Genomic DNA, 15,606 nt, shown 5'->3' with positions numbered 1-15,606 from the left:
TCATGGGAGTCGCGCTCATCCGGCCTTGGCCAGCGGGCGTGGCACGGTCCTGCGCGCGCGCGCAGGGGCGATGTCGAGCTGCTCGCGGTACTTGGCCACGGTGCGGCGGGCGATGTGTACGCCCTGTCGCGCCAGCAGGCCGGCGATCGCCTCATCGGCGAGCGGCCTGCCGGCCGGTTCGGCCTCGATGAGGCGTCGCACCATCGCGCGCACTGCCGGGCCGGAGACGCTGGCGCCTTCCAGGCGAACGGCGAAGAAATGCTTGAGTTCGAAAGTGCCGCGCGGCGTCTGCAGGTACTTGCCGGTGGTGATGCGCGAGACGGTGGATTCGTGCATGCCGATCTCGTCGGCGATTTCCTTCAGTGTCAGCGGCGCCATCGCCTCGTCGCCGTGGACCAGATAACCGGCCTGGCGTTCGACGATGGCGCGCGTGGTGCGCAGCAGCGTGTCGTAGCGCATCGACAGGCCGCGCGTCAGCCAGCGCGCTTCCTGCAGCAGGTCGCGCATCTTCTGCACGCCGGTGCTGCCGGCGCCATCGCCTTGTGCAGCCTGTTCCAGTGCGCGTTCATGCATGGCCGGCACGCGCAGGCGCGGCGTGGTCGCCGGATTCAACGCCACCCGCCAGGCGCAGTCGGCGTGCCAGGCGACGACGTCGGGAATCACGTGCACGGCTTCGGCCGGTTCGGCGGCTTCGCCCGGGCGCGGTTGCAGCGACAGGATCAGTCGCACCGCCTGCCGTACCTGTGTCGCGTCTGCTTTCATTCGCTGCGCGATCGCTTCGAGGTCGTGCGCGGCCAGCAGGTCGATGCAGTGGTCGAGTATCCGCGCCGCCAGCGTGCGGCCTGGTGCCGGCTCATCGAGCGCGGACAGCTGCGCCTGCAGGCACTCGCGCAGGTCGCGCGCGGCCAGGCCGGCGGGATCACCATGCAGCAGGCGTTGGCGCAGGGACTCGGCGGTATCGATGCTGATATCGAACTGCGCGGCGGCGATCAGCGCCAGCGATACGGGATCCTGCTGCAGGTAGCCGGCATCGTCGACGTGATCGAGCCAGAACGCGGCGACCTGCAGCTGTCGCGCATCCAGTTCCAGGGCGAGGCGATCGAGCACGCGCACGTGCAGGTCGGTCGATTCGCCGGCCTGCAGCTGCTGCAGGCGGTCGTCGTCGCGATCGCTCCAGCTGGTGCCGGCGACATCCCAGATCGAGGATTCCGGCAGTTCGTCGAACGCCGCCACTTCGGCATCGGCGGGCACGGCGTCGCCATCGGCGGGCGAGGGAGCGTCTTCTTCCAGTTCCAGCAGCGGGTTGTGTTCGAGCGCGCGCTGCACTTCCATTTCCAGCTGCAGGCCGCTGAGCTGCAGCAGTCGGATCGACTGCAGCAGTTGCGGCGTGAGATGCAGCTGCTGCCCAAGCTGGGCAGAGATTCCCATCTTCATCGGATTTCCCCTTTCGATGGCCGCTCCGGCTGGAGTTCGCATCGCGAGGAAACTGTGACGCAGCGGTGACGGAAAAAAAATCGGGGGAATTCCGTCCCCGGCAGGAGTTGTCCCTACGTACCGTCGGGAATCTCCCTACATCCGTCAGAGTACGGTCGCCTAGCCGAGCACGCTGTCGAGTTTCGCGGCCAGCAGCAGCAGTTCGTTGGAACGGCGGCAGCCCAGCGACTCCATCATCCGCGCGCGATGGGTCTCGACGGTCTTGACGCTGATGTCCAGCTCCACCGCGATTTCCTTGCTGCTCATGCCGCGCCCGAGCTTGCGCAGGATCTGGCGCTGGCGGGGCGACAGGGCGTCGATGCCGGTCGGTCGTGCGTTGGCCAGCAGCGGCGCGATCATCTTCGAGGACACCTGCGGACTCAGGAAGACCTGTCCGGCGGCGGCGGCGCGGATCGCCAGTTCCAGTTCCTGCGGCGCGGCTTCCTTGACCACGAAGCCGGCGCAGCCGCGATCCAGCGCGCTGCGCACCTGGATCGGGTCGCTGTGCATCGACATGATCACGATTCTGGCGTGCGGCACCGCTTCCTGCAGCGGCTGCAGCACGTCCAGCCCGCTGCGCCCGGGCAGCGACAGGTCGAGCAGGATGATGTCGGGACGGTGGATGATCGCCAGGTCGATGGCCTGCTGCGCATCGCTGGCCTCGGCCACCACGTCCATGTCCGGCGAACCCTGCAGCAGGCGGGCAATGCCGGCCCGCACCAGGGTGTGGTCGTCAACGATCAGAACGCGCACGTGGCATCAAGCCGATTTTCCGTCCAAGTGCGACCAAGATAATGGACGACGATGTCCACGCAATGTGTCTTTCGTCCAATGCGGACGTGCGCGCCGTCATGTTCCGGGCACGGCACCCGCGCCGCAGCGCGGTTTCGCGCCGGCGCGGCATGCGCGAAACGTGTCGTGCATCTCATTGAAGATGTGAGCCTGGTTGACGAAAGCCGGCCCGATTGCGGGCCCGTTCGCGCCGACGCGGCTCAGCGCAGCCGGCGCGCTTCGGCGATCTGGCGCCGGTGCAGGCGGAAGAGGTGGCGTTCCAGCGCGTCGTGCAGGCCCGGCAGCAGCGTGCCGAACCGCAGCCAGAGATGGTGGTGGCCGTCCTGTCCCGGCATTTCCGCCAGCACGCGCGCCGGCAGTTCGATATGGTCGCTCAGCCAGTCGGCCGGTTGCAGCAGCAGCACGCCGCTGTCGCCGGTTGAAAATCCGGAAGTCGCGGGAAGGTCCAGGCGCAGGCCGCGATGCGACCAGCGTGCGTGGCGCACCGGCAGCGCGTCGGCGCGGGCGCGCGTCAGCTTGCCGAGCACGCCGAGGATGAGGTCCAGCTTGGCCTCGACCCGCTGCATCGACTGCGGCAGTTCGCCGCGTTCCTCGTTGTCGTCGCTGCGCACGTCCTCGGCGATCGCCAGGCCATGCAGCAACGATTCGGCGGCATGTTGCGCAGCCATCGCCGGACCCGGATCGAAGCGCGCGGGCAGGACGACATCGCAGCTCAGCGTGTCGCTGAAGAGTTCGATCTCGGCGCCGTGTCCGGCGATGGCGGTGGCCTGGCCCATGTCTTTTCCTAGGTCATCGACTGGTAGGCGCGTGCGGCGCGCTCGGCCTGCTCGAAGGCGCGCATCTCGCGCGCGGCGTCCGCACGCAGGCGCGACATCTGCTCGAGCACTATCTGCTGCGCCCGCTGCAGGCGTTCCAGGTCGGTGCGTGCGGCGCCGTCGGCGCCCGCGGCCTGCAGGAAATCACGCATGCCGCGATCGTGTTCGACCACCAGCCTGTCCGCGCGCGCCAGGTCGGCGGACTGCAACGTCGCCTGCAGCTCGTCCAGCCCGGCCAGCAGGGTCGCCAGCGTGGGCGCGGCAGCGGTCACGCGCCGATGCTCGACAGCGGCTGCTGGTGCTGCTGCGGGATGGCCAGCCAGGCCGATTCGATTTCGCCCAGCAACTCCAGCGTTTCATGCAGCGCCGACACGTCGTTGTTGAGGTTGGCCTCGGTCAGCCGCGCCTGCAGGTAGTCGTACAGCGACGACAGGTTGGCGGCGATCTGGCCGCCGGCTTCGTGGTCCAGCGAGCCGTTGAGGTGGCCGATGATCGCGCAGGCCTCGCCGATCGCCTTGCCCTTGCGCGCCAGGTCGCCGCGCGGCACGCAGGCCTCGGCCAGGCGGATGCGGTCGCAGGCGCCCGCCAGCAGCAGCGCGACCAGGCGATGCGGGTCCGCGTCCATGACCGCACTGCTCAGGCCGGTAGCACGGTACTGCGCGGCATACGAATGTGGCGACATGTCGGTTTCTCCTTGTGCGGCAGGCGTGCCGGCTACTGCGCCAGTCCGGCCAGCTGCTGGGCCAGCGCCTGGCTGGTGCTGGTCATCTTGGAAAGCATGGTTTCCATCGCCACAAACTGCCGCTTGTAGCGATTGCCGACCGCCTCCATGCGCGCATCCAGCGCGGCGCGCCGGGTTGCGACATCCTTGATCTGCGCATTGAGGCTGTTGCTGCGCTCGGTGAAGGCACCATCGCTGCCCAGATAGCTGCCGACCGCGGTCTGCAGTTTGTCGGCAAAGCCGTCCTTGCCGGTGAACGCGGCGCGGATCTTCTCCGGATTGGCGACCATCGCCGCATCGAACTTGGCGCTGTCGAACACCAGCGTGCCGTCGGAAGCCGGAAAGCCCTTGGTCTGGATGCCCAGCGTCTTGGCGTCCAGGCCCTGCTTGGCCAGATCGCCGAGCAGGTTGCCCATCAGGTTGCGCAACTGGCCGGCGGCGCTGCGCATCTGCGCATCGCCGGTCAGCGCGGATGGCGTCTTGTTCTCGGCGTCGTATTTGGTGGACGCATTGATTGCGTCGATCGCGGCGTTATAGGCGTCGACGAACTCCTTCACCACCTTGCGGTTGCTGGCCGGATCGCCGGTCACGGTGACGGTGCTGGTGCCGAGTGTCTTCAGTTCCAGGCTCAGGCCCGGCACCGCCTCGGTGATGGTGTTGCCGCTGGCGGTGATGGTCAGGCCATCGATCGAGATCCTCGCGTCCTGCGCCGGCGTGCGCTGCTTCATGCTGCCGACGAGGGCCTGCAGGTCGCTGCCGCCTTCGGCGAACGACAGCGAAATAGTGTTGGCGGCGCCGCTCTTGTCCGACGACAGCGACAGGAACTGACCGTCGTTGGAAGTCAGCACGCTGGCCTGCACGCCCTTGCTGCGCGCGGCCGCGTTGATCGCGCTGCGCACGTCGGCCAGGGTGCTGTCGGCGGCGATGTCGATGGAGAGGTCTTCACCGGCCACCGTCAGCGTCAGTTTTCCGGCGCCGAACCTGGCGTCGGCCGCGACTGGCGCATCGGCCACCCATTTGTTGGCCGAGGCCAGCGCCAGCACTTCGATCGAGTAGGCACCGGTCGGCGTGCTGCCGCCGGCGGAGGTGCTCTTGCCGACGGTGGCGGCCAGCACGGTATCGACACTGGATTTGACGGTGCGCGCGTCGAAGGCGTCCGCGGCCTTGAGCGCCTTCAGGGTCGTTTCCAGCGTACTGAAGGCGGAACTGACCGTGCCCAGCGCGGACAGCTTGAACTTGGCGCCGGTTTCGAGGCGGTTGAGGCTGGAATCGGCCGGCTTGCGATCGGCTGCGACCAGCTGCTGGACCATGCCGTTGATGTCCAGTCCCGAGCCGATGCCGCCATAACCCAGCGAGTAGTCCGCCATTGCCGATCTCCTGTTGTCCCCGTCCGGAAACAGGGGTGCCGGACCGCCGCGCTTCCGGTGGTGGATGCGCGGCGGTCCGTATTCCAGTAACGGCGTCCGGCCGCCGTTCTTTAGTCCGCACTTCTCCGTCTCCCGCCGCCGGCGCGCGCCGTGCGGCGAGAAATGCGGGCGTGGTGGCGGATGCATGGGTTGTGCCATTGCGATGCCATCCGCGCTTCCCTGCCGGTTCATTCGAAAATAAAAAACCCCTTCCGTTGCCGGAAGGGGTTGGGTACTGCCAAACGGAGGGAGACGAATCCGCCCGTGACGACAGAGAACAGATCAAGGAGTGAAGCGGGTGGAACTCAGCGCAGCAGCGACAGCACGTTCTGCGGCACCTGGTTGGCCTGGGCCAGCATGGCCGTACCGGCCTGCTGCAGGATCTGGGTGCGGGTCAGTTCGGCGGTTTCCTTGGCGAAGTCGGTGTCGCGGATGCGGCTGCGCGAGGCGGCCAGATTTTCCGAGCTCGACTGCAGGTTGGCGACCACCGAGGTGAAGCGGTTCTGCACCGCACCCAGGTCGGCGCGCGCGCCGTTGACCGAGGTCAGCGCCTTGTCGACGATTTCCAGCGCCTGCTGCGCGCCCTTGACCGTGCTGATGTCCAGTGTCGACACGAAGCTGGCGTTGGCCGTCGCCGCCGCGGTGACTGCGGTAATGCCGGTCAGGCCGACTTCGGTAGCGTTGGTCGGCGTTCCCGGGGTACCCGCGCCGCCGGTGATGGTGCCGGCGGTGTAGGTCACGTCCTTGTCGGCCTTGAGCGATTCCAGGGTGATGGCGCCGGTGCTGCTGACCGTGGCGCGCAGGCCGGTCTCGCCCATCTGCGCGTTGATGCCGTTGGCAACGCTGTTGGCGACCTCGACACCGGTGGCGCCGGCCTTCCAGCTGACGTCGCTGATGGTTACGCCGTTCAGCGCCAGGCCCGACAGCTTGCCGTCGGACGTGGCGGCGGCGGCAACGGTCGTGGCGACGCGGTCGGCAGCGAACTTGACGTTGCCCAGCGCGTTGGCCTTGGCGTCGACCACCTTGTCGATGGCGATCGCCTGGCCGGCGTTGGCGCCGACCTGGAACAGCTGGCTGGAGAACGAACCGTCGAGCAGTTTGGTGCCGTTGAACTCCGACTGCTTGGCGACGCGGTCGATTTCGGACGACAGCTGCTTCACTTCCGCATTCAATGCCGCGCGGTCGGAGGCCGAGTTGGTGGCGTTGGCCGACTGCACGGACAGTTCGCGGATGCGCTGCAGGTTGTTGCCGATCTCGGTCAGCGAGCCTTCGGCGACCTGGGCCAGCGAGATGCCGTCATTGGCATTGCGTACCGCGACATCGAGCCCGCGGATCTGGGTGCTGAAGCGCTCGGAGATGGCCAGACCCGCGGCGTCGTCCTTGGCGCTGTTGATGCGCAGGCCGGACGACAGGCGCTGGATGGTGGTGGCGAGCGAAGCGCCGGAGGTGCTCAGATTGCGCTGGGCATTGAGCGACATCGTGTTGGTGTTGATGACCTGTGCCATGGAGAGGTTTCCTTGGGCGTGATTGGAAGTTGAAGCCGGGGCCGGAGCGGGTGGGGGATTTCACCCGCCCCGGCCCATTCCTCCGCGATCAGCGGAGCAGGCTGAGCACGTTCTGCGGCACCTGGTTGGCCTGGGCCAGCATGGCCGTACCGGCCTGCTGCAGGATCTGGGTGCGGGTGAGTTCGGCGGTTTCCTTGGCGAAATCGGTATCGCGGATGCGACTGCGCGAAGCGGCCAGGTTTTCCGAGCTGGCCTGCAGATTGGCGACCACCGAGGTGAAGCGGTTCTGCACCGCACCCAGGTCGGCGCGCGCGCCGTTGACGGAGGTCAGCGCCTTGTCGACGATTTCCAGCGCCTGCTGCGCGCCCTTGACCGTGCTGATGTCCAGGTCGCTGGCGTACTTCTTCGCCGGCACCGCTGGCGAGGTGTTGTCGCCGGTGTAGGTGCCGCCGGTGACCGCAACGGCCATGTTGGCGTAGGCGCCGCTGGCGTTGACGCTTTCCTTGACCGAGGTCAGCACGACTTCGGTGCCGGCGGCGTTGGCTTCGGCGTAGACGCCGGTTTCACCCAGCTTGCTGTTGAGGTGCGCGGCCAGCGCCTTCACTGCCGATTCCTGCGTGGTCGCGGCATCGACGCCGGAGGCTTTCACCGTCAGGTTGTCGAAGCTGATCGCGGTGCCCTTGCTGTCGGTGATCGTCATCGCGCTGAACGCCACGTCGGTGGTGGCGTCGGCCGGCGCGGCCACGGCGATCTTGCCGCTGTCGAACTGCGCGCCGCCCAGCGAGTTGGCCTTGGCGTTGACCACCTTGTCGATGGCGATCGCCTGGCCGGCGTTGGCGCCGACCTGGAACAGCTGGCTGGAGAACGAACCGTCGAGCAGCTTGGTGCCGTTGAACTCCGACTGCTTGGCGACGCGGTCGATTTCCGAAGTCAGCTGCTTGACCTCGGCGTTGAGCGCGGCACGGTCGGAGGCCGAGTTGGTGGCGTTGGCCGACTGCACGGACAGCTCGCGGATGCGCTGCAGGTTGTTGCCGATCTCGGTCAGCGAGCCTTCGGCGACCTGGGCCAGCGAAATGCCGTCGTTGGCGTTGCGTACCGCGACGTCGAGTCCGCGGATCTGGGTACTGAAGCGCTCGGAGATGGCCAGACCCGCGGCGTCGTCCTTGGCGCTGTTGATGCGCAAGCCGGACGACAGGCGTTGGATGGTGGTGGCCAGCGAGGCGCCACTGGTGCTCAGATTGCGCTGAGCATTGAGCGACATCGTGTTGGTGTTGATGACCTGTGCCATGAATGCGATTCCTTGGGCGGTAGCTGCACGGGGGTGGGTGAATCAGACGTCCCCCGCCGTGCCGCCGGGGGCGTCTATGTCAGCGCTGCAACAGGCTGAGCACGTTCTGCGGCACCTGGTTGGCCTGGGCCAGCATGGCCGTGCCGGCCTGCTGCAGGATCTGGGTGCGGGTGAGTTCGGCGGTTTCCTTGGCGAAATCGGTATCGCGGATGCGGCTGCGCGAAGCGGCCAGGTTTTCCGAGCTGGCCTGCAGGTTGGCGACCACCGAAGTGAAGCGGTTCTGGATCGCGCCGAGGTCGGCGCGCGCGCCGTTGACCGAAGTCAGCGCGGCATCGACGATCTCCAGCGCCTGCTGCGCGCCGGCGAACGTGGTGATGTCCAGGTCGTCGGCGAACTTCGTGGTGCCGGTGGCGGCGACCGTAGCCGAGGCGATGCCGGCCATGCCGATCGAATCGGCGGTGGTCAGCGTGCCGGCGGTGTAGGTGAAGTCGCGGCCTTCTTCGATCGAGGTCAGCACGATCCTGCCGGCATCGACGCCGGTGCCGACCGAGGCGTACACGCCGGTCTCGCCGATCTGCGCATTGATCGCGCCGGCGATGCCGTTGGCGACGCTTTCGCCGCTGGTGCCCTGCTTCCAGCTGACGTTGTCGATGGTGACGCCGTTGACGACCAGGCCGCTCAGGGTGTTGTCGGTGGTGGCGGTGATCGCAGCGGCAGTGCCGGTCTGGGCGTTGGCGAAGCGCACGTTGCCCAGTGCATCGGACTGCGCGTCGACCACCTTGTCGATGGCGATCGCCTGGCCGGCATTGGCGCCGACCTGGAACAGCTGGCTGGTGAAGGAACCGTCCAGCAACTTGGTGCCGTTGAAATCGGATTGCTTGGCGACGCGGTCGATCTCGGAAATCAGCTGCTTGACCTCGGCGTTGAGCGCCGCGCGGTCGGAAGAGGAGTTGCTGGCGTTGGCCGACTGCACGGCCAGTTCGCGGATGCGCTGCAGGTTGTTGCCGATCTCGGTCAGCGAACCTTCGGCGACCTGCGCCAGCGAGATGCCGTCGTTGGCATTGCGTACCGCGACGTCGAGTCCGCGGATCTGGGTGCTGAAGCGCTCGGAGATCGCCAGACCGGCGGCATCGTCCTTGGCGCTGTTGATGCGCAGGCCCGAAGACAGGCGCTGGATCGTGGTGGCCAATGAAGCGCCAGAGGTGCTCAGATTGCGCTGAGCGTTGAGTGACATCGTGTTGGTGTTGATTACCTGTGCCATGGGTCGTCTCCTCTTGTGTAGGTCCCGGCGGATGGACGAGGGTGCTGCCGGTTTGTTTTGGTTGGCTAGTCGCCCTCGCTGCAAAAGGGATAACGGCGTTGCCCCGCCAACCTTTAGGGAAGGCCCCGGAAAAAACGCGAGCTGTAGAGCGAGCGGCTTCCGCGGCGATGTCCCGCCCTGGCGAATCGTGACGGCAGGCCCATCAAGCGCGCGGCTTTCGGTGGGAGCGGCTTCAGCCGCGACAAAAGCGGCAAGGACGGCGATGTCCATCCTGAGTGCCCATTCATGCAGCCAACCGGAATCGCGCGGCCGTCCGCCGCGCTTCCGGTAGAATTCGCGCCCTCATGATCTCCTTCCGCAATTTCGCCCTGCGTCGTGGCGAACGCCTGCTCCTGTCCGATGTCGACCTGACCCTGCACGCCGGCTGGCGCGTGGGCGTGGTCGGCCGCAACGGCACCGGCAAGTCCTCGCTGTTCGCTGCCGTCCGCAACGAGGTCGAGGCCGACCGCGGTGACCTGGACGTGCCCGCCCGCGTGCGCATCGCCAGCATCGCGCAGGAAATGCCGTCGCTGCCGGATCCGGCGATCGACTTCGTGCTGTCCGGCGACGCCGACGTGCATGCCGCGCTGCAGGCCGAAGCCAATGCCTTCGCCGCCGAGGACTGGGAAGCGGTCGCCGAGGCGCACCACCGGCTGGAAGAGGTCAGCGGTTACGACGCCACCGCGCGCGCCGGCAAGCTGCTGCATGGCCTGGGCTTCTCCGCCGACACCCATTCACGCGCGGTCAGCACCTTCTCCGGTGGCTGGCGCGTGCGCCTGAACCTGGCGCGCGCGTTGATGACGCCATCGGACCTGCTGCTGCTGGACGAGCCCACCAACCACCTCGACCTCGACGCGGTGCTGTGGCTGGAGCAGTGGCTGCTGAAATATCCCGGCACGCTGCTGCTGATCAGCCACGACCGCGAATTCCTCGACAACGTCAGCACGCACACGCTGCACCTGCACGATGGCAAGGCCAAGCTCTATACCGGCGACTACACCGCCTTCGAACGCCAGCGCGCCGAGCAGCTGCGCCTGCAGCAGATCACCCACGAGAAAGCGCAGGCCGAGCGCGCGCACCTGCAGAGCTTCATCGACCGCTTCAGCGCCAGCGCCGCCAAGGCCAAGCAGGCGCAATCGCGGGTCAAGCGCCTGGCCAAGATGGCCGGTACCGAAGCGGTGCGCGCCGAACGCGAACTGCGCATCGATTTCCCGGCGCCGCTGAAGCTGCCGCATGCACTGTTGCGGCTCAATCATGCCGATTGCGGCTATCCGGGCCGTGATTCGTCATTCGTTTTTGGTGATTCGGAACAAGCTGACGAACACGCTGCATCCAACCACCAATCACCAATCACCAATCACGTCATCCTCCACAACGTCGGCTTCGGCCTGGAAGCCGGCGATCGCATCGGCCTGCTTGGCGCCAACGGCGCGGGCAAGTCGACGCTGGTCAAGACCCTGGTCGGCGAACTGCAGCCGCTGACCGGCGAACGCTACGCGCACCCGGACCTGCGCATCGGCTACTTCGCCCAGCACACGGTCGAATCGCTGAAGAAGGGCACCTCGCCGATCGACCACCTGCGTCATTTGTCGCCGAATGCGTCCACGCAATCGTTCCGCGACTTCCTCGGCAAGTGGAATTTCCCGGGCGACCGCGCCTTCGAAAGCATCGACGGATTCAGCGGCGGCGAACGCGCGCGGCTGGCGCTGGCGCTGATCGCCTGGCTGCAGCCGAACGTGCTGCTGCTCGACGAACCCACCAACCACCTCGACCTGGACATGCGCGAGGCGCTGGCCGAGGCGCTGAGCGATTTTGCCGGCGCGATCGTGTTGGTGTCGCACGACCGCCACCTGATCGGCCTGGTCAGCGACACCTATTGGCGCGTCGCCAACGGCCGTGTCGAGCCTTTCGACGGCGACCTCGACGAATACGCGGCGTGGCTGCGTTCGCGCCCGGCTTCGGACGTGGTGCCGATGGCATCGGTGCCGGCCCCGGTGGCGAAGGCGGCGCCGCCGGTCGCGGTCGCCAAGCCGAAGACGAAGGTCAACCCGCACAAGCTGGCCAAGGCCGAGGCCCGGGTCGGCGAGCTGGAAGCCGAGCTCGCCACGATCGAACAGGCGCTGGCCGCCCCGGAGTTGTATGCCGACGGCGGCGCGCGCGCGGCCGAACTTGGCCGCCGCCAGGGCGAACTGCGTGCGGCGCTGGAAACGGCGGAAGCCGAACTGCTGCAGCTTTACGAGGCCAGCGCCGCCTGAGCGACGCGGCCCTGGCTTGGAATCGCCGAGCCCCGGCCCCAGACTCCCTCACCGCTCTTCTCCACCCTCTGGTTCAAGACATGCCGATCTACGCCTTCCGCTGTGCCGAGTGCGGTCATCAATTCGACCGCCTGCAGAAACTGTCCGATCCGGACCCCGAGACCTGCCCGGACTGCGGCGCCCATGCGGTCGGCCGCCAGCTGACGGCGCCATCATTCCGCCTCTCCGGCAGCGGCTGGTACGAGACCGACTTCAAGAAGGACGGCGACAAGAAGCGCAACCTGGCCGAAGGCGGCGAAGGGGCGAAGAAGGACAGCGCGGCGGCCGCCACCGAAGCCAAGCCGGCCGAGAAGAAGCCCGAACCGGCGCCGAAAGCCGAGAGCAAGCCGGCAGCCAAGCCCGCCGCCGACGCCGGCTGAACTTCAGCGCGGCTGTGGCCGCATCGGTACGAAGCGGCCACTGCAGCCGCTGTTGACCCAGATGCCGCGGTTGCGGTCGTGCCCCCAGGTCTGGCCTTCGAGGCAGTTGCTGTTCGACAGTTGGCGCTCCAGGCGTGGCGGGCCATGATCGTTGTTCCAGCGGCACTGGTTGGGCCGCATCCGCACGCTGCTGCAGGTGACGCTGTAGTTGGGGTCGAGCACTGGCGCCGCGACGAAGTCCGCACGGCAACCGCCGCTGACCGACACCTGGCCACGCTGCGACTGCCATGTGCGGCCCTCCTCGCAGGCCGATCCCGACAGTTGCCGCGCCAGCCGCGAATGCCCGCTCCACGGTGTCCGGCAGGTGCGCGGTCGGTTGTTGACGCTCTCGCAGCGCACCGTGCCCAGTTGATGCCCGGTCGGTGCCGCCTCGAATTCGCCGCGGCAGCCGCCACCCACATAGACCTGCCCGCGTTGCGACTGCCAGGTACGGCCCTCGTCGCAGGCCGACCCCGACAGTTGCCGCACCAGCCGCGAAGGTCCGGTCCACGGCGTCTGGCAGATCTGCGAGCGGTTGTTGACGCTCTCGCAGCGGATCCGCTGGCCCGGCTGCGAGCCCCCGCCACCGCCGAGCGACTGCCCGATGTCCTGCCGGATGCGACTGAAACCCCAGTCGGAACGGTTGACCTGATCGAGGTAGAAGCGCAACTGGTCGTCGGGGATGCGGCGTCCGGCCTGCTCCTCGTACTCCAGGCTGATGACCCGGATCTGGTCGTTGCGCGACAGCGTGCGCAGGTTTTCCGGCGCGTACGCACGCTGTTGCGCGACGGCGGCCGCAGTCGCCAGCAGCGACAGGATCAGCGCCAGCACCAGACTCTTCGCAAGACGTTCCATGCACTTACTCCGGGAAAGGTCGATGGCTTCAGCTTGTGGACAGCAATTCGCAGGAGGGTCTTCAGCCCGGCATTGGCAACCAGCCGAGGCGTCGCGGTCCAAACTCCTCGCACAGATCCTCGGTCGTCGCCCCAAGCATGCCGACGTGCGGGCCAGTAGGGCGCGACAACCGTTAAAATGACGTATTCCCGGCCCGGCCGGACCCTCGATGCCACACCCATCCATTGCCGCGCGCGGATGGATCGCAACTCCCGGAGCACTGCATGCGTACCCACTTCTGCGGCCTCGTCGACGAGGCGCTGATCGGCCAGACCGTCACCCTGTGCGGCTGGGCCGATGTCGCCCGCAACCTCGGCGGCCTGTGCTTCATCGACCTGCGCGACCACGAAGGCATCGTCCAGATCGTCGCCGAACCCGACGCGGACATGGCCGGTAACGCCGATGTGATCGCCGCTGCGTCGCAGGTCGGCTACGAAGACTGCCTGCGTGTGACCGGCGTGGTGCGCCGGCGCCAGTCGGTCAACGACAAGATCAGGACCGGACAGGTCGAAGTGGTCGCGACGAAGATCGAACTGCTCAACAAGGCCGAGCCGCTGCCGTTCCATGCCCATGAGAACGCCGGCGAGGACATCCGTCTCAAGTATCGTTACCTCGACCTGCGCACGCCGGAGATGCAGCGCAAGATGCGCACCCGCATCAAGCTGGTGCAGGCGCTGCGTCGCTGGCTCGACGCGCGCGATTTCCAGGACATCGAGACGCCGATCCTGACCAAGGCCACGCCCGAAGGCGCGCGCGACTTCCTGGTGCCGGCGCGCATGCATCCGGGCGAGTTCTACGCGCTGCCGCAGTCGCCGCAGCTGTTCAAGCAGATACTGATGGTGGCCGGCTTCGACCGCTACTACCAGATCGCGCGCTGCTTCCGCGACGAAGCGCTGCGTGCCGACCGCCAGCTCGAATTCACCCAGCTCGACATGGAGTTCGCCTGGGTGGGCGAGCGCGACGTGCAGGACACGACGGAGGAAATGATCCGCAGCGTGTTCCGCGAAGTGATGGGTGTGGAACTGGCCAGCGAATTCCCGCGCATGACCTACGCCGAGGCGATGCGCCGTTACGGCTCCGACAAGCCGGACCTGCGTATCGCGCTGGAGCTCACCGACGTCGCCGAACTGGTCCGGAACTGCGAGTTCAAGGTGTTCAGCGACTGGGCCAACCACGCCGATGGCCGCGTCGTCGCGCTGCGCGCGCCGGGTGCCGCGGCGCTCAGCCGCAAGCAGATCGACGATTACGCCGCCCACGCCGCCAAGCACGGCGCCAAGGGCCTGGCGTGGATGAAGATCGAGGATGCCGCGAAGGGCCGTGACGGCATCAATTCGCCGATCGCCAAGTTCCTCGACGACGCCACGCTGGCCGCGATCGTGTCCGCTACCGGCGCGCAGAGCGGTGATGCGATCTTCTTCGGCGCCGCCACTTACAAGTCGGCCAGCGACTTCATGGGTGCGTTGCGCCTGAAGCTCGGCAAGGACCTGGGCCTGGTTGCCGATGGCTGGGCGCCGCTGTGGGTCACCGATTTCCCGATGTTCGAGTGGGACGACGAGGAGCAGCGCTACGTCGCGCTGCATCACCCGTTCACCGCGCCAGCCGTGGACGATGCCGCCGATTTGCGCGCGAATGCGAAGACGGCGGTGTCGCGCGGCTACGATATGGTGCTGAACGGCAACGAGATCGGCGGCGGCTCGATCCGCATCCACAATTCGCAGATGCAGTCGACGGTGTTCGAGCTGCTCGGCATCGGCGCGGAAGAAGCCGAAGGCAAGTTCGGCTTCCTGCTCGACGCGCTGCGCTTTGGCGCGCCGCCGCACGGTGGCATCGCCTTCGGCATCGACCGCATCGCCGCGCTGATGGCCGGCACCGAGTCGATCCGCGACGTGATCGCGTTCCCCAAGACGACCACCGCGCAATGCCTGATGACCGGCGCGCCGTCGCCGGTGCCGGACAAGCAGCTGGCCGAGGTGCACGTCTCGATCAGGCCGAAAGCGCAGCCGTGAAGTCCGCTTCTTCCCGGGGCTGAACGATGGACGGGCGCCGCGTCGTACTGCTGCACGGCATCTGGATGGTCGGCGCGACCATGCAGTGGTTCGGCGCACGGCTCCGGGAAGCCGGCTTCGTGCCGGAGACCTTCGGGTATCACAGCATCGTCGGCGGTCCGGAGCAGGCGGTGCCGCAACTGGTCGAGCAGCTGCGCGGCGGCGGGGAAGCCGACATCGTCGCGCACAGCCTGGGCGGCCTGATCGCCCTGCAGGCACTGGCCGCGCACCCGGACCTGCCGGTGACGCGCGTGGTCTGCCTGGGCGTGCCGTTGTGCGGCAGTGCCGCCGCCAGCGCGCTGTCCGACCTGCCCGTGGCTGGACGCATGCTCGGTCGCAGTGCGCCGCTGCTGCAGCAGGGTTGCGCGGTATGGCCGCAGCGGTTGCAGGTCGGCATGATCGCCGGGCGCCTGCCGCACGGCCTGGGCGCGCTGTTCGCGCATTTCGAAGGCGAACACGACGGCACGGTATCGGTCGAGGAAACGCGCGCCGCGGCGCTGGCGGACCATGTGCTGGTCGAAGCCGGCCACAGCGGCCTGCTGTTTTCGGCAGAGGCCGCCCGGCATGCGATCGATTTCCTCCGCGATGGGCATTTCCGGCACTGACGTACGACCGTCCGCCCGGGGCCGTGCCTCGCTGCCGATCGAGTAAAAT

General features: G+C 67.5%; 14 protein-coding genes. 4 read left to right on the top strand and 10 right to left on the bottom strand.

Annotated elements, in window-relative coordinates; translation table 11 throughout:
• Positions 1-15: 15 nt before the first annotated feature.
• The 9 genes from rpoN to IP90_RS09380 all read right to left on the bottom strand — a co-directional run bounded on the left by rpoN (position 16) and on the right by IP90_RS09380 (position 9,261).
• Positions 16-1,434 carry an RNA polymerase factor sigma-54 gene (gene rpoN, locus IP90_RS09420; RefSeq protein WP_144899380.1) on the bottom strand — a complete coding sequence of 473 codons (1,419 nt, stop codon included), beginning with the start codon at positions 1,432-1,434 and terminating at the stop codon, positions 16-18.
• A 159-nt stretch (positions 1,435-1,593) separates the two neighbouring features.
• Positions 1,594-2,226, bottom strand: coding sequence for a response regulator (locus IP90_RS09415; RefSeq protein ID WP_144899379.1), 633 nt, complete (start codon positions 2,224-2,226; stop codon positions 1,594-1,596).
• 239 nt (positions 2,227-2,465) lie between these two features.
• Complete coding sequence (locus IP90_RS09410) at positions 2,466-3,041, bottom strand: PilZ domain-containing protein (protein ID WP_144899378.1); 576 nt, start codon at positions 3,039-3,041, stop codon at positions 2,466-2,468.
• Positions 3,042-3,049: 8 nt separating this feature from the next.
• Entirely contained in the window at positions 3,050-3,352 is a 303-nt protein-coding gene (locus IP90_RS09405) for a hypothetical protein (protein ID WP_144899377.1), read from the bottom strand.
• Complete coding sequence (gene fliS, locus IP90_RS09400) at positions 3,349-3,762, bottom strand: flagellar export chaperone FliS (protein ID WP_144899376.1); 414 nt, start codon at positions 3,760-3,762, stop codon at positions 3,349-3,351. The genes IP90_RS09405 and fliS overlap by 4 nt, the downstream gene beginning before the upstream one ends.
• A gap of 32 nt (positions 3,763-3,794) precedes the next feature.
• A complete protein-coding gene (gene fliD, locus IP90_RS09395) occupies positions 3,795-5,168 on the bottom strand; it encodes a flagellar filament capping protein FliD (protein ID WP_144899375.1) in 1,374 nt (457 codons plus the stop codon).
• Positions 5,169-5,512: 344 nt separating this feature from the next.
• The gene (locus IP90_RS09390) at positions 5,513-6,712 is read right to left on the bottom strand and encodes a flagellin (RefSeq protein ID WP_144899374.1); all 1,200 of its coding nucleotides are present in this window, start codon (positions 6,710-6,712) and stop codon (positions 5,513-5,515) included.
• Between the two features lie 88 nt (positions 6,713-6,800).
• Positions 6,801-8,000, bottom strand: coding sequence for a flagellin (locus IP90_RS09385; RefSeq protein WP_144899373.1), 1,200 nt, complete (start codon positions 7,998-8,000; stop codon positions 6,801-6,803).
• 79 nt (positions 8,001-8,079) lie between these two features.
• Positions 8,080-9,261 (bottom strand): flagellin, encoded by a 1,182-nt coding sequence (locus tag IP90_RS09380; protein ID WP_144899372.1) that lies wholly within the window; start codon positions 9,259-9,261, stop codon positions 8,080-8,082.
• A 344-nt stretch (positions 9,262-9,605) separates the two neighbouring features.
• Here IP90_RS09380 and IP90_RS09375 point away from each other — a divergent pair, with 344 nt between their 5' ends.
• Both IP90_RS09375 and IP90_RS09370 read left to right on the top strand, forming a co-directional pair.
• Positions 9,606-11,555 carry an ABC-F family ATP-binding cassette domain-containing protein gene (locus IP90_RS09375; RefSeq protein ID WP_144899371.1) on the top strand — a complete coding sequence of 650 codons (1,950 nt, stop codon included), beginning with the start codon at positions 9,606-9,608 and terminating at the stop codon, positions 11,553-11,555.
• Between the two features lie 80 nt (positions 11,556-11,635).
• Positions 11,636-11,974: an FmdB family zinc ribbon protein gene (locus IP90_RS09370; protein WP_144899370.1), complete on the top strand. Its 339-nt coding sequence runs from the start codon at positions 11,636-11,638 to the stop codon at positions 11,972-11,974.
• Between the two features lie 3 nt (positions 11,975-11,977).
• Here the strand turns inward: IP90_RS09370 and IP90_RS09365 are convergent, their stop codons facing one another.
• Entirely contained in the window at positions 11,978-12,868 is an 891-nt protein-coding gene (locus tag IP90_RS09365) for a DUF3011 domain-containing protein (RefSeq protein ID WP_144899369.1), read from the bottom strand.
• Between the two features lie 263 nt (positions 12,869-13,131).
• Here IP90_RS09365 and aspS point away from each other — a divergent pair, with 263 nt between their 5' ends.
• Together aspS and IP90_RS09355 are read left to right on the top strand one after the other, a co-directional pair.
• Positions 13,132-14,913 carry an aspartate--tRNA ligase gene (gene aspS, locus IP90_RS09360; protein ID WP_144899368.1) on the top strand — a complete coding sequence of 594 codons (1,782 nt, stop codon included), beginning with the start codon at positions 13,132-13,134 and terminating at the stop codon, positions 14,911-14,913.
• 26 nt (positions 14,914-14,939) lie between these two features.
• Entirely contained in the window at positions 14,940-15,557 is a 618-nt protein-coding gene (locus tag IP90_RS09355; RefSeq protein ID WP_144899367.1) for an alpha/beta fold hydrolase, read from the top strand.
• Positions 15,558-15,606 lie beyond the last annotated feature (49 nt).

This window comes from Luteimonas cucumeris, assembly GCF_007830035.1.
In the GTDB taxonomy this organism is placed as follows: domain Bacteria; phylum Pseudomonadota; class Gammaproteobacteria; order Xanthomonadales; family Xanthomonadaceae; genus Luteimonas_C; species Luteimonas_C cucumeris.
Note: the sequence above shows the minus strand (reverse complement) of the source record. Positions and strands in the feature narration are given on the sequence as shown.